The sequence below is a fragment of the Rubrivivax benzoatilyticus JA2 = ATCC BAA-35 genome, assembly GCF_000190375.1.
GTDB classification, from domain to species: Bacteria; Pseudomonadota; Gammaproteobacteria; order Burkholderiales; family Burkholderiaceae_C; genus Rubrivivax; species Rubrivivax benzoatilyticus.
Map to the genome: position 1 here is coordinate 1 of NZ_AEWG01000067.1, position 19,237 is coordinate 19,237.

The following is a 19,237-nucleotide window of genomic DNA, read 5'->3' on the forward strand; positions in this document are numbered from 1 at the left end:
GTCCGCCGCAGCGCTTTGGCTCGCGCTCGCGGGCCTGCCGGCGTTTGCCAACGGAGCGCTGGAGCCGCAGGTGGCCGAGATCGAGCGCCTGGGCGTTGCCGCCGACTGGCGCGACACCAACGCGAAGATCCAGGCGTTGTCGCCGCAGCTTCCGGCGCTGAGCCCGGAACAGCGCCAGCGGGTGGAGTTCGTGCGCCTGCGCATGCTGGTGGTGTCGGGCGACGAGCGCCTTGCGATCAACGGCTTCAACGCACTGCTGAAGGAGCCGCTGCCCCCGCCGCTGCGCGCACGAGCGTACGCCACCGCGATCAGCGCGGCAGCGAACGTCGAGGAGTGGACGCAGGCCTTCACATGGCTCGACGAGGCGCTCTCCCATCTGAGCGAGGCGCCGCAAGAGTCCGCCAGCCTGCTGGGCGTCGCCAGCTACCTGCACACGCTGGTCGGAGAGCCCGAGCGGGCGCACGAGCTCGCGATGCGCGCGCTGAACCTGGTCGAAAAGGGCACCGATCAACGCGCCCGATGCGTCGCGCTGAGCGACGTCGCGATGTCCGAGGACCATCGGCACCGCTATCGCGAGGCCGAACGCTGGCGCCGGCGCCAGATCGAGGCCTGCAAGCTCGCGGGCGACAGGATCTTCACCGCCAATGCCAAGTACGGCATCGCGAAGATGGCCGCGGCACAGGGACGCCACGTCGAGGCCGTGGCATGGGCCGAGCAGGCGCTGGCGGACTTCGGCAGTGCCGGCTTCACCGTCGGCGAGTGGACCGCGCGGGTGATGCTCGCCGGCAGCCTGGTCGTGGCGGGCCGCGACCTCGAGCGCGCCGAACGGCTGCTGACCGACACCCTGCGCCACTACCGCGGCCTGAAGCACCAGAACGCGATTGCCGAAACCGAACACCACTTGGCGCTGCTGGCCGAGAAACGCGGCGACCCCGCCGGCGCGCTGGCGCACTACAAGCAGGCCAGCGAGGCGGCCGCGAAAGCCGAGAGCGATGCACGCCAGCGCCGGGTGGCCTTCCTGCAGGTGCAGTTCGACACCCGCCTGAAGGAGCAGCAGATCGCGCTGCTGGAAGCCGAGAAGCAAGTGGCCGCGCTGCAGGTCACCGCCGCGCAGCGCCGGCAATGGCTGCTGTGGGTCGGCGTCGGCGGGCTGGCGCTGGTCGCGATGCTGCTGACGCTGCTGCTGCGGCGCGCCTTCGTCGAGCGCCGGCGCTACCGCTGGCAGTCCGAGCACGACGGCCTGACCGGCCTCTACAACTACCAGCAGGTGCGCAAGCTCGGCGAGGCGGCGTTCGCCGCGGCATGCCGACGCGGGCAGCCGTTCACCGCGATCGTCGCCGACGTCGACCGCTTCAAGGGCGTCAACGACCACTTCGGGCACGCCGCCGGCGACGCGGCGCTGCGTTCGCTGGGCGGGTGGATCGCGGAGGTGGTGGGCGCGCGCGGCATCGCCGGGCGCAGCGGCGGCGACGAGTTCACGATCCTGCTGAAGGACGACGCGGCGCAGGCCGAGGCGCTGCTGCGGCAACTGCGCGAGCGCATCGAGCCGATCGAGGTGTTCGGCAAGACCGTGCACTTCAGCATCAGCTCCGGCGTCTGCGAAGCCGGCGAGGGCATCGAGACCTTGGAACAGCTGGTGCACGAGGCCGACCAAGCCCTGTATCGCGCCAAGCACAGCGGGCGCAACCGCATCGTGCGTGCCGGCAGCGACGAGCCCCCCAAGAGCCGGCAGGCCGGCCTGGTGGTGGTGGGCAGCGGCATCGATTTCGGCCGCCACGCCAGCGAGCGCTGCCTGTCCGAGATCCGCGAGGCCGAGGTCGTGTTCTGCCTGGTGAATCCGGTCGCGCTGGCGATGATCTGCAGTTTCCGTCCGGACGCGATCAACCTCGGCGTGCACTACGCCCCCGGCAAGGACCGGCGCGAGACCTACCGCGAGATCGACGACCGGATCATGGCCGAGGTTCGTGCCGGCCGGCGCGTCTGCGCGGTGTTCTACGGCCACCCGGGCGTGTTCGCCGACGTGCCGCATCGCGTGGTGCGCCAGGCGCGTGCCGAAGGCATCCCGGCGCGCATGGAGCCGGGCATCTCGGCCGAGGCCTGCCTGTACGCGGACCTCGGGCTGGACCCGGGCCGGCGTGGCGTGCAGTCGATGGAGGCCACCCATCTGATGGTCTACGACCGCCAGCTCGACAGCGCCGGCCTGGTGCTGCTGTGGCAGGTGGCCCTGGCCGGCGACCTGAGCTGCACGCGTTTCCACGCCGAGCGCGACGGGCTGAAGGCGCTGGTGGACCGGCTGCTGTGCTGGTATCCGCCGGAGCACGAGGTCATCCTGTACGAGGCGGCGTGGCTGCCGATCGAGCAGCCGCGCATCGAACGCCTGGCCTTGCGCGACCTGCCCGACGCGCGGTATGCCGAGTACACGACGCTGGTGATCCCGCCGCTGGGCCCGCTCGAACCGGCCCCGGCCGTCATGACGTCCGAGCCGCGCGCAACCGCGGACAGCCCCACCGAGGCCTGCTGAGCACGCGGCGCCGGCCGCCGCGGCCGTGCCGCCCGGCCGGCCGATCCCGTGCAGAAGTCACTGCGCCCCGCGGCGCGCGCGGGGCCGCGCCGTGCCGAGCGGCGTGCCGCACAGGATGATCCGGGGTCGCCGGGCGCCGAGGGTGCCGCGCCGGGCCCCTCTTCTGCGCCGCCCCGCACCCAACCGATGAACGCCCCCGATGCCCCGCCCGGCGCCGGCACGGCCAGCGGCCGGGCCCATGCCCTGCCGTTGCGGCTGCTGCTGCGTTTCGCCGATCCGGTCTTCGAGCAGCGCTTCGTGCGCCACTACGTCGCCTATTACTTCCGCTTCGCCCAGGCCAGCCTGGTGCTGGGCCTGGTGCTGGTCATCGGCGACTACCTCGTCGACCTCGTCGTGCACCACGGCGGCGGCGCCAACCTGCTGCGCCTGACGCTGGCCGTGCCGGTGCTGCTGGCCGGGCTCGGCTACTCGCTGCAGCCGCGCTGGCGCCGCCACTGGCAGCCGGTGATGGCCGGCTTCATCGTCAGCGCGGCGCTGTGCCTGTTCCTGATGCTGGTGCGCCTGGACGCCGAAGGCGGCGCCGGGCTGACGTCCTGGGTCGGGGTGCTCAACTTCACCTTCCTGCAGTTCTATTGCTTCGTCGTGCTGGGCGTGCAGTTCCGCCACGCGCTGGTCTCGGGCCTGCTGATCCTGGCGGCCTTCGAGTACGCGCTGTGGCAGCACGCCGGCCTGCCGGAGCCCGAGGCGGCGTACGGCACCTACCACGTGCTGACGGTCTTCGTGCTGGCCGCTGGCATCGGCTGGTGGCGCGAGTACGTGCTGCGACGCGAGTTCATGGCACGCGCCGCGCTCGACGACTCGCGCGCCGCCGCCGAGCTGCGGGCCCAGCTGCTGGCGCACTACGACGAGATCACCGGCCTGCCCAACCGCCGCCTGTTCGGGGAGCTGGCCGTCGCGGCGCTGGAGCGCGCGCGCCGCACCGGCACCGGCTGCGCCGTGCTGCACGCCCAGATCGACCGCTTCGGCAGCGTCACCGACGTCTACGGCCGAGGCCAGGGCGACGCGGTGCTGAACGTCGTCGCCCAGCGCGTGCGCACGACGATCCGCGGCGGCGACCTCGCCGCCGTCGGCACGGCAGGCGACGAGTCCGGCGTCGTGGCGCGCCTGGGTGACAACGCCTTCTCGGTGCTCGTCACCGATCTGGACAGCCAGCAGCGCGCCTCGGCGGTGGCGCAGCGGCTGCAGGCGGTGATCGGCCAGGCCATCGAGGTCGACGGCGCGCCGCCGGCGCAGCCGCTGCTGCTGTCGGCCAGCGTCGGCATCGCGATGTTTCCCGGCGACGCGCAGGACGTGGCCGGCCTGATGCGCTGCGCCGAGCTGGCGGCCCGCGCGGCACGGGCGGCCGGCGGTGCGCAGCACGCGTTCTTCGACGCCGAGCTCAACGCCCGCTCGCGCGCGCGGGCGCTGCTGGAAGCCGAGCTGCGCCAGGCCCTGGAGGCCGGCCAGTTCGTGCTGCACTACCAGCCCAAGGTCGACGTGCGCAGCGGGCGCATCGTCGGCGCCGAGGCCCTGGTGCGCTGGCAGCACCCCGGACGCGGCCTCGTCGAGCCGGGGCGCTTCATCCCGCTGGCCGAGGAGATCGGGCTGATCCTGGCGCTGACCGAGCAGGTGCTGCAGGCCGCGTGCAGCAGCCTGCGCCGCTGGGCCGATGCCGGCCGCCGGCCGCTGCCGCTGTCGGTCAACCTGCCGGCCAGCAGCCTCGCCGACCGCCGGCTGCCCGGCCGCCTGGGCGAGCTGATGCGCGCCCACGGTCTGGCCCCGTCCAGCCTGGTGCTGGAACTCACCGAGACGATGCTGATGCACGACGTGGACGCGGCCATCGAGGTGCTGGGCGAGCTGAAGGCGCGCGGCTTCGGGCTCTCGCTGGACGACTTCGGCACCGGCTACTCGTCGCTGAGCCACCTCAAGCGCCTGCCGATGAGCGAGCTGAAGATCGACCGCGCCTTCGTCACCGACGTCGCGCAAGGCGGCCCCGACGCGGCGCTGGCCGTGGCGATCATCACGCTGGGCAAGGAGCTCGGCCTGCAGGTCGTGGCCGAGGGCGTGGAGACGCCGGCGCAGTCGGCCTTCCTGAAGGCGCGGGGCTGCACGCTGCAGCAGGGCTATCTGTTCTCGCGGCCGCTGCCGCGCGAAGACTTCGAGCGCCTGCTCGACGAGGGCTGCGGCCCCCGGGTCGCGCACGCCAGCGCGGCCTGAGCCGGCGCCAGCCGCACCGACGTGAAAACGCCCCGCCACAGGATGTGGCGAGGCGTCGGTGTTGGCATCGGCCATGCCGGGTGACGGGTTCCCGTGAGTCGCCCAGTGTCGCGACCGGTTTCGCACGCCGATGCCGGCATTGTGGGCGGCCCGTGTGTCGGCCGTGTGTCAGCGGCGGCCGTTCAGGGCTGCCAGCGGCCGCGCTGGTGCACCAGCACGCGCTCGCCGCGCGTGACCAGCAGCTCGCCCGACTCGGAGACGCGGTAGACGGTGTCGCCGTTGCGGAACTCCCAGCCGATGAAGCGGCAGGGCGTGACGCCGTCGGCGCAGCGCGTGTGCAGCGCGCGGCCGTCCAGCGTGATGCCCAGCCCGCTGCGGCGGCTGACACCGTGGTAGCCGACCTCGGTGCACGCGACCTCGCCCTCCGGGCAGCGCGGCTCGATCGTCACGCGGTAGCCCGGCGTCAGCAGCGTCTGCGCGGACACGCCGACCGCCATGCAGCCCGCCGCGCCGGCGAGCGCGGCGGCGACAGCGGGGCGGTGAAGGCGTTTCATGGCGGGCCGGCGGCACCACTGTAGCGCCGCCGGCCCGGGGCCTCAGCGCTGCGCCGGACGGGCCGACGGCGGCACGGCCATGTGCTCGTCGACGGCGTCGAGCACGGCCTCGGGCTGCTGCGCCTGGGCCACGGTCTCGCCGTCGAGTTGGCGGCGCATGCGTTCGCCGTCCAGGCCGCCGGTCCACTTGGCGACGACCAGCGTCGCGACGCCGTTGCCGATCAGGTTGGTCAGCGCACGCGCCTCGGACATGAAACGGTCGATGCCGAGGATCAGCGCCAGCCCGGCGACCGGCACGTGGCCGACGGCCGACAGCGTGGCCGCCAGCACGATGAAGCCGCTGCCGGTGACGCCGGCGGCGCCCTTGGAGGTCAGCAGCAGCACCAGCAGCAGCGTCAGCTGCTGGGTCAGCGTCATCGGCGTGTCGGTGGCCTGGGCGATGAAGACCGCGGCCATCGTCAGGTAGATCGAGGTGCCGTCGAGGTTGAACGAGTAGCCCGTCGGGATCACCAGGCCGACCACCGACTTGCGCGCGCCCAGGTTCTCCAGCTTGGCCATCATGCGCGGCAGCACCGACTCCGACGACGAGGTGCCGAGCACGATCAGCAGCTCTTCCTTGATGTAGCGGCAGAACTTCCAGACCGAGAAGCCGTGCGCGCGCGCGATGGCGCCGAGCACGACGAAGATGAACAGCAGGCAGGTGGCGTAGAAGGTGGCCATCAGCGCGCCCAGCGAGGCCAGCGTGCCGATGCCGTACTTGCCGATCGTGAACGCCATCGCGCCGAACGCGCCGATCGGCGCGACCTTCATGATGATGCCGACGATGCCGAACAGCACGTGGCTGGTCTTCTCGATGAACTCGAAGACCATCGAGCCGCGGCCGCCGAAACGGTGCAGCGCGAAGCCGAACAGCACCGAGAAGAACAGCACCTGCAGGATCTCGCCCTTGGCGAAGGCGTCGACGACGGTGGTCGGGATCACGTGCAGCAGGAAGTCGACCGTGCCCTCCATCTTGCCGGGGCCGGTGTAGGCCGCCACGGCCGCGGTGTTCAGCGTCGCCGGGTCGACGTGCATGCCGACGCCGGGCTGCACGATGTTGATGATGACCAGGCCGATGACCAGCGCGATCGAGCTGACGATCTCGAAGTACAGCAGGGCCAGGCCACCGGTGCGGCCGACCTGCTTCATGTCTTCCATGCCGGCGATGCCGACGACGACGGTGCAGAAGATGATCGGCGCGATGATCATCTTGATCAGCTTGATGAAGCCGTCGCCCAGCGGCTTCATCGCGGCACCGGTTTCCGGCCAGAAGTGGCCTAATGTGATGCCAACGGCAATTGCAATAAGTACTTGTACGTACAGGGAACGGTAAAAGGGTCGATTAGCGCTGTTCGAATTCACTGACATCTCCCCGCAACGACAACTCGCGCGGAAATGTCATTGTCGCATTAGGGCATTCCCGAATCGTGGAAACCCTGAATGCGACGTTCCTGCGAACGAATGCGCGGGCGGTGGACGCCGCCGGCCGGAAGCCTCAGCGGCAGCGGCAGCCCAGGCGCCGCATCAGCGCGCGGGCTTCGGCGCGGCTGGACTCGGCGTGCTCGCCGCGCAGCACGCCGTGCTCGTCGAAGTGGCGCGCCTCGAGCAGCGGGATCAGCGCCGCCAGTTCGTCCGGCGCGACTCCGACCAGCAGCACCTCGGGCAACCCGGCCAGCGCCTGCTTCAGGCGGCGGGCGATCACGCGGTACTCCAGCGGGTGCAGCAAGGCCTCCCCGCAGTCCATGTCGCCGAGGCGGCGGGCGAGGTCGAGGACGTAGAGACGGCGGGCGGCAAGTGCGGTCATCGGGGCGGGGCCGGGTGGCAGGAGATCGGCCGTTAGGATGGCGCAGCAGGCCCGCCTGCGATCGGTGCAAGAACGGGCGACAAGCCCTTCACTTCGTGCTCAAGCCGCGCGGCGTGTCGCCGCTCGGCACCAACGGGGGACGGCAAGCCCCCGCAGCGGCACCGCATCCCCTCCCGATCGGGGTTCGTCGGGGGGCTGTCACGGCGGATGGCCTGCGCCGCGTTACGCTCACGCACCACGTCCACCCTGCCCGCCATGTTCGTCACGCGCGTCCCCACGACCCCGATCGCCGGCATGAAGCCCGGCACCAGCGGCCTGCGCAAGAAGGTCGCCGAATTCGCCCGCCCGCACTACGTCGAGAACTTCGTGCAGTCGGTGTTCGACGCCGTGCGCCCGCCCACGGGCTTCGCCGGGCTGACGCTGGTCGTCGGCGGCGACGGCCGCTTCCACAACCGCGAGGCGATCCAGACGGTGATCCGCATGGCCGCGGCCAACGGCTTCGCCCGCGTCGTCGTCGGTGCCGGCGGCATCCTGTCGACGCCGGCGGCGTCCTGCGTGATCCGCGCCCACCAGGCTTTCGGCGGCCTGATCCTGTCGGCCAGCCACAACCCCGGAGGGCCCGACGGCGACTTCGGCATCAAGTTCAACACCGCCAACGGCGGCCCGGCGCCCGAGCGCGTCACCGACACGATCCACGCCCGCACGCTGGCGATCACCGAATACCTGACGGTCGACGCCGACGACCTCGACCTCGACACCCCTGGCACGCGCACGCTGGGTTCGCTGGCCGTCGAGGTCGTCGACCCGGTGGCCGACTACCTGGCACTGATGCAGCGCCTGTTCGACTTCGACGCGCTGCGCGCCTTGTTCGCCGGCGGCTTCCGGCTGCGCTTCGACGCGATGCACGCCGTCACCGGGCCGTACGCGCACGCGATCTTTGAACGTGAACTCGGCGCGCCGGCCGGCACGGTGATCCACGGCACGCCGCTGCCCGACTTCGGCGGCCGCCACCCCGACCCCAACCTCGTGCACGCCAAGGCGCTGTACGACGAGATGATGGGCGCCGACGCGCCCGACCTCGGCGCCGCCTCCGACGGCGACGGCGACCGCAACCTGATCATCGGCCGCGGCATCTTCGTCTCGCCGTCGGACTCGCTGGCGATGCTGGCGGCCAACGCGCGCTGCGCACCGGCCTACGCCCAGGGCCTGGCCGGCGTCGCGCGCTCGATGCCGACCAGCGCCGCCGTCGACCGTGTCGCCCAGGCGCTGGGCATCCCCTGCCACGAGACGCCCACCGGCTGGAAGTTCTTCGGCAACCTGCTCGACGCCGGCCGCATCACGCTGTGCGGCGAGGAGAGCGCCGGCACCGGCAGCGACCACGTGCGCGAGAAGGACGGCGTCTGGGCCGTGCTGCTGTGGCTGAGCATCCTCGCCAAGCGTCGCCAGAGCGTGCGCGAGATCGCCGAGGCGCACTGGGCCACCTACGGCCGCCACTACTACACCCGCCACGACTACGAGGACGTCGAGGTCGAGGCCGTGCACGGCCTGCTCGACGCGCTGTCCGATCGCCTGCCGCGCCTGCCCGGGCTGACGATCGCCGGCCGCCGCATCGTGCTCGCCGACGACTTCGCCTACACCGACCCGGTCGACGGCAGCGTCTCGCGCCACCAGGGCCTGCGCATCGGTTTCGGCGACGGCTCGCGCATCGTCTACCGGATGTCGGGCACCGGCACCAGCGGCGCGACGCTGCGCGTCTACATCGAACAGTACGAGCCCGACCCGGCACGCCACGGGCTCGATCCGCAGGCGGCGCTGGCGCCGCTGATCACCCTGGCCCGCGACATCGCGGGCATCCCGGCGTGGACCGGCCGCGAAGCGCCGGACGTCATCACCTGAGACCTCTCTCCATGCGTTTTCCCCGTCGCAGCGGCGTGCTGCTGCACCCCACTTCCCTGCCCGGCCCGCACGGCTCGGGCGACTTCGGCGCCGGCGCCTACCACTTCGTCGACTGGCTGGCCGTCGGCGGCCAGAAGCTCTGGCAGATCCTGCCGCTGGGCGGCATCGGCCCGGGCAACTCGCCGTACATGAGCAGCTCGGCCTTCGCCGGCAACGTGCTGCTCGTCGACCTCGACGACCTCGCGCAGCACGGCTGGCTGGAGCCGGGCGAGCTGGCGCCGCCGCCCGGCGCTGACGAGCACCAGGTGAACTTCGAGGCCGTCGTGCCGTTCCGAATGGACCGGCTGGCGCGCGCCGCGGGCCGTTTCGCCGCCTCGGCGAGCGCCGCCGACCGCGCCGACCTGGCCGACTTCAAGGCCGCCCACGCCGACTGGCTGGACGACTACGCGCTGTTCATGGCGCTGGCCGAAACCCACCCGGGCCGCTGGACCGAGTGGCCGGCGCCGCTGGCGCGGCGCGAGAAGAAGGCCCTGGCCGCGGCGCGCCAGCAGCACGGCGAACGCGTGGACTTCTGGACCTTCTGCCAGTGGCGCTTCTTCCGCCAGTGGGGCCGGCTGCGCGCCTACGCCCACACCCGCGGCGTGCAGATCGTCGGCGACGCGCCGATCTTCATCGCCCACCACAGCGCCGAGGTCTGGGCGCGGCCGGAGCTGTTCATCCTCGATGAACGCGGCGAGCCCAGCGTCATCGCCGGCGTGCCGCCCGACGGCTTCTCGGCCACCGGCCAGCGCTGGGGCAACCCGCTGTACCGCTGGGAGGCGCACGCTGCCGAAGGCTTCGCCTGGTGGATCCAGCGCATCAAACGCGGCTTCGAGCTCGTCGACCTGCTGCGCATCGACCACTTCCGCGGCTTCGCGGCCTACTGGGAGATCCCGGCCAGCGAGCCGACAGCGGTCAACGGCCGCTGGGTGCCGGCACCGGGCGAGGCGCTGTTCGAGGCCATCGCCGCGGCGCTGGGCGAGCTGCCGGTCATCGCCGAGGACCTGGGTGTCATCACGCCCGACGTCGACGCGCTGCGCAAGCGTTTCGCCTTCCCCGGCATGCGCATCCTGCAGTTCGCCTGGGGCGAGGACATCAACGCCGAGCGGCGCTTCCTGCCGCACCGCTACGAGCCCGACACCGTCGTCTACACCGGCACGCACGACAACGACACGACCGTCGGCTGGTACGCCAGCGCCAGCGAGGCCTCGCGCAACCACCTGCGCGAGTACCTGGCCACCGACGGCCGCACGCCACACTGGGACCTGATCCGCTGCGCCTGCGCCAGCATCGCCGACACCGCGATCTACCCGATGCAGGACGTGATGGGCCTGGACGGCCGCCACCGGATGAACTTCCCCGGCACCGGCCGCGGCAACTGGGGCTGGCGCTTCGTCTGGAGCGACGTGCCCTCCGAAGCCGCAACGAGGCTGCACCGCATGGCCCAGCTCTACGACCGGTTATGACGGCCCCCGGCCGCCTGGCGGCCGCCCCCCAAGGGGGCTCCGAGCCCGACCGGGCGACCCGGATCGGGTTCGGCACGCTTGCCTACGCCGCTCCCCCTGAGCGCCTGCGGCGCTCGGTCCCCGAGGGGCTGGCCGCTGCGTGCAGCCTGCGGCGAGAAGTTCCAGTGCAGGACGCACGATGACATTCCCGCCGCTCGGCCGCCTGGGCCACCACCGGCTGGCCGACGGCCGTTCGGCCTTCCGTGTCTTCGCGCCGGAGAAGCTGGCGCTGCGCATCGTCTTCGACGACGGCCGCGCGCCGCTGGTGCTGCACAGCGACGCGCTGGGCTACTGGAGCGCGGCCACCGAGGCGCTGCCGGCCGGCACGCGCTACCGCGTCGAGGTCGACGGCGCCGCCTGGCCCGACCCGGCTTCGCGCCGCCAGCCCGACGGCGTGCACGGGCCGAGCGAGGTCGTCGACATCGTGCCGGCGGCCAGCCCCGGCTGGCGCGGCGTCGAGATCGAGGACGCGGTGATCTACGAGCTGCACGTCGGCACCTTCACGCCCGAAGGCACGCTGGCGGCAGCCACCCGGCGCCTGGGCCATCTGGCGGCCCTGGGCGTCAACGTCGTCGAGCTGATGCCGCTGGCGGCCTTCCCCGGCGAACGCAACTGGGGCTACGACGGCGTGCAGCCGTTCGCGCTGCACGCAGCCTACGGCTCGTGGGCCGAGCTGCGGCAGTTCATCGAGCAGGCGCACGCGCTGGGCATCGCGGTGCTGCTGGACGCCGTCTACAACCACTTCGGGCCCGAAGGCAACTACAGCGGCCAGTTCGCGCCCTACACGCGCGCCGCGGCCACGCCCTGGGGCGCGGCGATCAACTTCGATGGCGAGTACGCCTACGGCGTGCGCGAGTACTTCGCCGAGAACCTGCGTTTCTGGATCGAGGACGTCGGCTTCGACGGCGTGCGCCTGGACGCGGCCTCGGAGATCCACGACAACAGCCCGGTGCCCATCGTGCGCGAGCTGAGCGAGCTGGCGCGCGAGATCGGCCGGCGCCAGCGCCGCACCGTGCTGACCATCGCCGAGCACCTGCGCAACAACGCGCGCGTCACCGCCGCCGACGGCCTGGGCTGCGACGCGCAGTGGAACGACGACCTGAACCACGCGCTGGTGGCCTGGCTGACCGGCGAACGCTGGCGCCACTACGCGAGCTTCGGCCGCTTCGAGGACGTGGTCACGGCGCTGGCGCGCGGCTGGGTGCTCGACGGCACGCGGCTGGACCGCTTTCGCCGCCACTTCACCGGCAGCGACCCGGCGTCGACGCTGCCGCGTGAACACGTCGTGCACGTGCAGAACCATGATCAGGTCGGCAACCGCCCCGGCGGCGAACGCCTGGCGGCGCTGGTCGGCCCCGAGCGCGCGCTGCTGGCCGCAGTGGCGATGTTCGCCAGCCCTTTCGTCCCGATGCTGTTCATGGGCGAGGAATGGGGCGAGACGGCGCCCTTCCTGTTCTTCGAGGACTTCGGCGACCGCCGCGTCGTGCGCGGCGTGCGTGCCGGGCGCCGTGCCGAGAACGGCTTCGTGCCGGGGTTCGACCCGCCCAACCCGCACGCGCGTTCGACCTTCCTCGCCGCCAAGCTGCGCTGGCAGCGCGCCGCGACACCCAAGGGCCGCTTCGTGCTGGAGCGCTACCGCACGCTGATCGCCCTGAAGCGCGCCGGGGACCTGGGCCCACGCGAACGCGGCGCCGTGCAGGTCGCCGGCGACGCGGCGACGAAGCTCGTGCGCCTGGCCGCACCGCGCACGCTGACCTGGCTGAACCTCGGGCCCGACGAGCAGGCCATCGCCGTGCCCGAAGGCTGGACCGAGGTGCTGTGCAGCACGCCGACACGCACGCCGGGCCGGCTGCCGGGCCATGCGGCGATCGTCTTCCGCGCGGGCGCCTGAGCCCCGGACGGCGGCCGCCGCACGCCGCGATCAGTTGACGACGATCTTCACCGTCGTCGTGGTTGCCGCGCCGCGCGCATCGGCGACGCGCACCGTCACCGCCCAGTTGCCGCGCACCGGCTTGGCCCAGCTCAGGCGGCCGGCCGCGCTCAGCGTCAGGCCGGCCGGCACGCTGCCGCTGAACGCGAAGCTCAGCGCGTCGCCGTCGGCGTCACGCGCCAGCAGCTGGACGGAGAAGGCGAGGTTGGCCGTCGTCGTGATGCTGAGGCTGCCCACCGTCGGCGCGCTGTTGGGCTTGCTGACGACGAGGGTCATCGTCGCCACCGAGGACGCACCGGACGGATCGGTGGCACGCACGCCGACCTTGTAGCTGCCGGCGACCGGCGCCGCCCAGCTCATCAGGCCGGTGCTGCCGATCGTCATGCCCGACGGCACGCCCGAGATCAGCTCGTAGCGCAGCGCATCGCCGTCGGCGTCGCTGGCCGTCACCTGGCCGGTCCATCGGGTGCCGGCCACGGCGGTGTAGCTCTTGGCCGTGACGACCGGCGCGCGGTTGGCCGGCTTGACGGTCAGCGCGTAGACGCCCGAGGCCGAGCCGCCGGCGTTCGTCGCCGTGACGCGGATGCCGTAGCTGCCGGCCACCGGGGCCGGCCAGCTCAGCACGCCGGCGCTGCTGATCGTCATCCCCGCGGGCTGGCCGGCGAGCGTGTAGCGGATCGCCACGCCCGACGGCCCGGTGACGCCGGTGGCGGCGCTGAAGGCCGTGCCGACACGGGCGCTGAACGTGCCGCCCGGCACGACCGGCAGCGCGACCTTCTGGGACTTGACGGTCAGCGAGATGGCGCGCTGGCTCGTCTGGCCGAAGGGATCACGCGCGGCGACCGTCAGCGAGTGGCTGCCCAGCACCGGCGCGCTCCAGTTCACGACGCCGGCCGAGGACACCGTCAGCCCGCTCGGGCCGGAGACCAGCGCGAAGCTCAGCGTGTCGCCGTCGCCGTCGGTCGTCGGCAGCGGCTTCGAGTAGGCGGTGCCGGCCATCGCTTCGGGCAGCGAGGCCGGCAGCGTGTCGGGGGCGCTGTTGACGCGCAGCGAAACGGTGTTGCGCGCCGTCACGCCCGACGGCGAGGTCGCGGTCACGGCGAACGAGATCAGCCCGGCGGAAGCCGGCGCGGTGAAGACCAGCGTGTCGGCCGTGCGGCCGGAGACGATCGTCGCCGCGCTCCCGCTGGCCTGCTGCCAGGCGTAGCTGTAGCCGCTTCCCGACGACACCGCGGCCTTCAGCGTCGCCGACGCGCCACGGGCCACCAGGCCGGCCTGCACGCCGTTGCTGCCGGTCGTGACGCCGGCCGTCGGCGTGATCGTCACCAGCGGCGCGGCCAGCGTCGCCAGCGAACGCGAGGCGTCCAGCAGGCCGGAGCCGCAGCGGCCGGCGGTGGTGCAGAAGGTGCCCGCCGGGAACGGCCGCGCGCCCGACAGCAGCGCCGAGCGCACCTGCGCCGGCGTCAGCGACGGCGTGTAGGCCAGCAGCAGCGCCGCGGCGGCCGAGACGTGCGGCGTCGCCGCCGAGGTGCCGGCGAAGTAGCGCGCCGGCGTGTAGCCGACGAAGCTGCTGCTGCCATCGACGCCCGAGGCGATCGTCGGCGTCGTGTCGCAGCCGGCGGTGGCCTGGCGGCACTGGCCGCCGCCCGGCGCGGTGATCGCCACCTGCGACGAGTAGTTCGAGTAGCTCGCCAGGTCGCCGGTGGCCGTGGCCGCGGCCACCGCGATGACGCCGCTGCAGCTGGCCGGCGCGTTGATCGTCGCCGCGCCGTCGTTGCCGGCGGCGGCGATGACGACGATCCCGGCCGCGTTGGCCAGGTTGATCGCGTCCTGCATGTAGCTCGGGCAGCTGGTGCCGCCACCCAGGCTCAGGTTGATGACCTTGGGCCGCACCGACGGTGCCGGGATGCCGGCAAAGCTGCGCCCGGCCAGCCAGGCGATCGCGTCCGAGGTGTCGGACAGCCAGCCGCCGCACTGGCCGAGCACACGCACCTGCTGGATGCGCGCACCCGGCGCGGCGCCGGCGATGCCGTAGCCGTTGTCGGCGATGGCCGCGATCTGCGAGGCCACCGCGGTGCCGTGCCAGCTGCTCGCGCTGCCGCTGCTGGGGCAGGCGTCGCCGGGGTCGGTGGGGTCGGCGTCGCGGCCGCCGCCGTCGGCGCCGGTCGTGGTGTCGGAGACGAAGTCGTAGCCGGCGAACTGGCGGCTCTGCAGGTCCGGATGCGCCGTCATGCCGGTGTCGAGCACCGCGACGACGACATCGTTGCCGGTCGTGTACGGCCAGGCGGCGACGAAGTTGCCGGCGCCGGCCTTGGCCGCAGGCGAGCCCAGCGCCCACTGCATCGAGAAGTAGGTGTCGTTGCTCGTCGCCGCGACGCGCACGTCGGGCTCGGCCGACAGCACTGCCGGGTCCCGTGCCATGCGCAGCGCCATCGCGCGCAGCTCGTGTGCGTCGACGGCGTCGCGGGTCTCGTAGACCGCGGCGCTGGAGCCCGTCGTGCGCAAGGTCTTCAGCCGCACGCCGGCGCGCGTGGCCATCGAGCTGGCACGCTGGGACATCGTCGCGGCCATCGCATCGGGCGACACGCCGGCGGCCTGCACCACCGGCTTGTAGCGCACGACGATGCGGCCGACGTCCTGGGCCCAGGCGCCGCCGGCGCCTGCCGCCAGCAGGCCCACGGCCAGGCCGCGCAGGATGATCGTTCGGGGAGAGACGGGTCGCTGCATCGGCCGCTCGTGACGTTCGGGACACAAAGGCGCGGCCTGACACCCGGGCGACGGCCCGTGACGGCAACCCCGCTGGCGTAGGCGTTGCCGCCCGTAGCCCGGAAGCTTTGCGTCCCCGGCTTTCGCCGGGTTTGCCCATCGGCCGCCTCGCGGCGGCCGGCTCACGGCCCGGGCGACTGCCCGAGCCGGCGGCGCGAGTGTCTCGCGGCCGCGTCCTGCGCGGAAGCCGTCGGCACCAGCGCGTTCAAAAGAGCGCGAAAAACGGCGCACATCCGGCGATCACGCCGCGCCGCGCGTCAGGCCGGCGCCTGACGCTCCACCCAGGCCAGGAAGGCGTCGAGCCAGCCCTGGACGAAACGCCGCGTGCGCTCGTCCGCCAGGCTGCCGTCGACGGCGAAGAACCCGTCCCTGGCCTGCAGATAGACCTCGGGCTGGGTCAGCGTCGGCATCGCCAGGTAGGCGAGCACGTTGCGCAGGTGCTGCTGCGCCAGCGCCGTGCCGATGGCGCCGATCGACACGCCGACGACACCGGCCGGCCTGCCGGCCCAGACGCTCTGGCCGTAGGGCCGCGACGCGTGATCCAGCGCGTTCTTCAGCACGCCCGGGATCGAACGGTTGTATTCCGGCGTCACGAAGATCACGCCTCGGCACGCGGCGATCCGGGCCTTGAAACGGCGCACGGCCTCGGCGGGAGAGGCGTCGTCGTCCTGGTCGTACAGCGGCAGGTCGCCGATCTCGACGATCTCCAGCTGCCAGGGCGCGGGCGCCATCGTCGCCAGCGCCTGCGCCAGGCGGCGGTTGAAGGAGTCGCGACGCAGGCTGCCGACGACCAGACCGATGCGGTGGGATTCGCTCATCGAGGACCTCCAGGTTCAGGCATTGGCCGCATCCGGCGCACGCTGGCGGCGGATGCCCAGCGGCAGCGCCGGCGCGTCGCCGTCCTTGCCGGCGCCGGCGTAGACGGTCAGGTGCGGGTACGGGATCTCGATGCCGCGCTCGTCGAAGGCCCGCTTGAGCCGGCGCAGGAACTCGCGCCGCACCTCCCACTGGGCCAGCGGCGCGACCTTGAAACGCACGCGCAGCGTCACCGCGCTCTCGTCCCAGCGTTCGACGCCGGCGATCTCCAGGTCCTCGAGGATGCGCGCGGCGAAGCGTTCGTCGGCCCGCAGCCCGGCGGCGACCTCGCGCACCACGGCGCAGACCTCGTCGAGGTCCTCGCGGTAGGCGATGCGCAGATCGGCCACCGAGAACGCGAAGTTGCGGCCGCGGTTGGTCACCGTCGTGATCAGGCTGTTGGGCACGAAGTGCACGTTGCCGTCGTAGTCGCGCAGCCGCACGTGGCGCAGCGTCATGTCCTCGACGAGGCCGCCGATGCCGGCGATCTCGACCACGTCGCCGGTGCGCAGCTGGTCCTCGAACAGGATGAAGAAGCCGGTGAAGTAGTCCTTGACCAGCGACTGCGCGCCGAAGCCGACGGCGATGCCGACGACACCGGCCGCGCCCAGGATCGGCGCCAGCGAGATGCCGACCTCGGCCAGCACCGTCATCGCCGCCAGCGCGCCGACGACGATGCCGATCAGGTAGCGCGCGACGCGGTTGATGGTGTGGGCGCGCCGCACCGCGTCGCCCTCCAGGCGCTGGCTGAAGCGGGCGTTCATCAGCCGCACCAGGCGCTGCAGCAGCCTCGCCGCCAGCCAGGCGGCCAGCAGGATCAGCACGATGCGCAGGCCCGAACGCAGCGGTTCGTTCCAGCGCCCGAAGTCCAGGTCGCTCAATGCGGCAGTCCACGAGAAATCCACGCGGTTCATCCTCCTTGGGGGGTACGCCTCACGCCGGGCGCGAGCCGACTCTACGGGCAGGGCCAAAGCCCCCACCCGTCGGCCGGCCGGCCGCGGCGCCGGCATCACCCGCGCTCACGCGGCCGGCACTTGCCAGGCAGGCCCGGTCAATGAAAGCATTGGGCAATGCCCGACAACGTCCTGCCTGCCCGCGGCCGCCGCCTCCGCAGCCCGGCCCCGTGCAGGCCCCGCGGCGCCGGGCGCGCGGCGCTGCCGGCGGCCTGGCTCGTCTGCCTCGCGCTCGGCGGCTGCGCCGGCCTGGCGCGCGAGCCCGCAGACCGGCCGGATGCCCAGGCCACCACCGAGCCGGCCGAGTCGGCGCCGGTGCTGGTGCTGCGCGTGGCGGCCCCCGAGACCGTGCGCGCGCTGCTCGAGCAGCAGCTCGACCTCGCCCGCCTGCCGGCACTGGCCCAGGGCCGGCGGCCCTCGGCTCGCGAGGTCGAACGCCTGATTGCCGCCGCCCCGGAGCAGGTGCAGTCGCTGGTCGAGACCGAAGGCTTCTTCACGCCGACGATCACGATCGAACGCTACCCCGGCGACCCGCCGGTGGTGCTGGTGCGCGTCGAGCCCGGCCCGCGGGCCCGGGTTCGCGGCCTGAAGATCGAGATCAACGGCCCGCTGGCCGAGGCGCGTGCGCTTGGCGAAGCCGAGGCCGTCGACGGCGACGCCGCGCTGCGCGAGGACTGGCCGCTGGACCCCGGCGAGCCGTTCCGCAACGAGGAGTGGGCGGCCGCCAAGCGCTCGGCGCTGGCGCGGCTGCGCGCGCTGGGCTACGCACGCGCCGAATGGGTGTCGACGCTGGCCCGCGTGGACGCGACGGCGCACCGCGTCGACCTCGAACTGGTGGCTGACAGCGGGCCGCTGTTTCGCACCGGCGAGCTGCGCATCCGCGGGCTGCAGCGCCAGGACGAGGCCACGGTGCGCAACCTGGCCGGCTTCCGCGCCGGCACGCCGGCCACCGAGAAGCTGCTGCTCGACTTCCAGGAGCGGCTGCAGCGCTCGGGGCTGTTCACCACCGCCTCGGTGCAGCTCGACGCCCGCGCCGAGGACCCCGGCCGGGCGACGATCACCGTGCGCGTGGCCGAACGCGAGATCCAGGAGGCCACCTTCGGCCTCGGTGTCAGTTCCGAGGTCGGGCCGCGCGGCACCGTCGAGCACGTGCACCGCCGCGCCTTCGGCCAGGCGCTGACGGCACGCAACACCTTCGAGCTGGGCCGCGTGCGCCGCTCGTGGACCGGCGAGCTGAGCACCCACCCGCTGCCCGGGCTCTACCGCAACCTCGTCGGCGGCGCCGCCGAGCGCATCGAGTCCTCGACCGACATCGTCTCGTCGGTGCGTGCACGCCTGGGCCGGGCCCAGGAGACGCCGCGCATCGACCGCCTGCTCTACGTCGAGGCCGAACGTTCGGTGCGCCGCCTCGACGACGGCACACGCACCGACGCCGACGCGCTGAGCCTGCACTACCAGGGTGTCTGGCGCCGCGTCGACAACATGCTGCTGCCGACCGAGGGCTGGGTGTTCTCGGGCCAGGTCGGCGGCGGCCGCGCGCGTTCGGACCCCGGCGGCACCGGCCCCTTCGTGCGCGCCTGGGGCCGGCTGGCCGTCTACCAGCCGCTGGGCCGCTGGTACGGCACGCTGCGGCTGGAAGCCGGCGAGGTCTTCGCGCGTGACGACGTGCTGCCGCCGGAGTCGCTGCTGTTTCGCGCCGGCGGCGACGGCTCGGTGCGCGGCTACGAGTACCGTTCGCTGGCCCCGACCGACAACGGCATCGTCTCCGGCGGCAAGGTGATGGCCACCGCCAGCGCCGAGATCGCCCGGCCGATCCTGGCGCGCCTGCCGCAGCTCTGGGGCGCGGCCTTCGTCGACGCCGGCCGCGCCGCCGATCGCTGGCAGGGATACCGACCGGCGGTCGGTTACGGCGTCGGCCTGCGCCTGCGCAGCCCGATCGGCCCGCTGAGCGTCGACGTCGCACGCGGCCACGAGACCGGCAACGTGCGGCTGCACCTGAGCGTCGGCGTGACCTTCTGACGATGACCGGACCCGCCACTTCCACCACCAACGCCGCCAGCGCCGCGCCGCCGCGACGCCGCCTCGCCGCGTGGCTCGCCGCCGCCGCCGCGCTCACCGT

Annotated in this window: 12 protein-coding genes and 1 riboswitch; of the genes, 6 read left to right on the top strand and 6 right to left on the bottom strand. The window is 73.0% G+C overall.

Going from position 1 to position 19,237, the window contains the following annotated elements:
- Together RBXJA2T_RS19745 and RBXJA2T_RS07350 are read left to right on the top strand one after the other, a co-directional pair.
- Window positions 1–2,521 (top strand): diguanylate cyclase (locus RBXJA2T_RS19745; protein ID WP_009856708.1); only part of this gene is annotated, 2,521 nt, incomplete at its 5' end.
- 186 nt (window positions 2,522–2,707) lie between these two features.
- A complete protein-coding gene (locus RBXJA2T_RS07350; protein ID WP_009856709.1) occupies window positions 2,708–4,777 on the top strand; it encodes a putative bifunctional diguanylate cyclase/phosphodiesterase in 2,070 nt (689 codons plus the stop codon).
- Window positions 4,778–4,959: 182 nt separating this feature from the next.
- On the opposite strand, the gene RBXJA2T_RS07355 is transcribed toward RBXJA2T_RS07350, so the two are convergent.
- From RBXJA2T_RS07355 to RBXJA2T_RS07365, 3 genes are all read right to left on the bottom strand, one after another.
- A complete protein-coding gene (locus RBXJA2T_RS07355; RefSeq protein ID WP_009856710.1) occupies window positions 4,960–5,331 on the bottom strand; it encodes a hypothetical protein in 372 nt (123 codons plus the stop codon).
- Window positions 5,332–5,373: 42 nt separating this feature from the next.
- Window positions 5,374–6,738 (bottom strand): dicarboxylate/amino acid:cation symporter, encoded by a 1,365-nt coding sequence (locus RBXJA2T_RS07360; RefSeq protein WP_081467604.1) that lies wholly within the window; start codon window positions 6,736–6,738, stop codon window positions 5,374–5,376.
- Between the two features lie 127 nt (window positions 6,739–6,865).
- Window positions 6,866–7,174, bottom strand: a complete 309-nt coding sequence (locus RBXJA2T_RS07365; protein WP_009856712.1) for a hypothetical protein — start codon at window positions 7,172–7,174, stop codon at window positions 6,866–6,868.
- Window positions 7,175–7,429: 255 nt separating this feature from the next.
- Here RBXJA2T_RS07365 and RBXJA2T_RS07370 point away from each other — a divergent pair, with 255 nt between their 5' ends.
- The 3 genes from RBXJA2T_RS07370 to treZ all read left to right on the top strand — a co-directional run bounded on the left by RBXJA2T_RS07370 (window position 7,430) and on the right by treZ (window position 12,505).
- Complete coding sequence (locus RBXJA2T_RS07370; protein ID WP_009856713.1) at window positions 7,430–9,070, top strand: alpha-D-glucose phosphate-specific phosphoglucomutase; 1,641 nt, start codon at window positions 7,430–7,432, stop codon at window positions 9,068–9,070.
- Between the two features lie 11 nt (window positions 9,071–9,081).
- Window positions 9,082–10,575, top strand: coding sequence for a 4-alpha-glucanotransferase (malQ, locus tag RBXJA2T_RS07375; protein WP_009856714.1), 1,494 nt, complete (start codon window positions 9,082–9,084; stop codon window positions 10,573–10,575).
- Window positions 10,576–10,753: 178 nt separating this feature from the next.
- Complete coding sequence (treZ, locus tag RBXJA2T_RS07380) at window positions 10,754–12,505, top strand: malto-oligosyltrehalose trehalohydrolase (RefSeq protein ID WP_009856715.1); 1,752 nt, start codon at window positions 10,754–10,756, stop codon at window positions 12,503–12,505.
- A 30-nt stretch (window positions 12,506–12,535) separates the two neighbouring features.
- Here the strand turns inward: treZ and RBXJA2T_RS07385 are convergent, their stop codons facing one another.
- From RBXJA2T_RS07385 to RBXJA2T_RS07395, 3 genes are all read right to left on the bottom strand, one after another.
- Window positions 12,536–15,271: a S8 family serine peptidase gene (locus RBXJA2T_RS07385; RefSeq protein WP_029718994.1), complete on the bottom strand. Its 2,736-nt coding sequence runs from the start codon at window positions 15,269–15,271 to the stop codon at window positions 12,536–12,538.
- 59 nt (window positions 15,272–15,330) lie between these two features.
- A riboswitch (cyclic di-GMP riboswitch) is annotated at window positions 15,331–15,417 on the bottom strand.
- A 150-nt stretch (window positions 15,418–15,567) separates the two neighbouring features.
- The gene (locus tag RBXJA2T_RS07390) at window positions 15,568–16,128 is read right to left on the bottom strand and encodes an NADPH-dependent FMN reductase (protein ID WP_009856717.1); all 561 of its coding nucleotides are present in this window, start codon (window positions 16,126–16,128) and stop codon (window positions 15,568–15,570) included.
- A gap of 15 nt (window positions 16,129–16,143) precedes the next feature.
- Window positions 16,144–17,079 (bottom strand): mechanosensitive ion channel family protein, encoded by a 936-nt coding sequence (locus RBXJA2T_RS07395; protein ID WP_050801746.1) that lies wholly within the window; start codon window positions 17,077–17,079, stop codon window positions 16,144–16,146.
- A 156-nt stretch (window positions 17,080–17,235) separates the two neighbouring features.
- Here RBXJA2T_RS07395 and RBXJA2T_RS07400 point away from each other — a divergent pair, with 156 nt between their 5' ends.
- Window positions 17,236–19,137, top strand: coding sequence for an autotransporter assembly complex protein TamA (locus RBXJA2T_RS07400; protein ID WP_009856719.1), 1,902 nt, complete (start codon window positions 17,236–17,238; stop codon window positions 19,135–19,137).
- The last annotated feature ends 100 nt before the right edge of the window (window positions 19,138–19,237 follow it).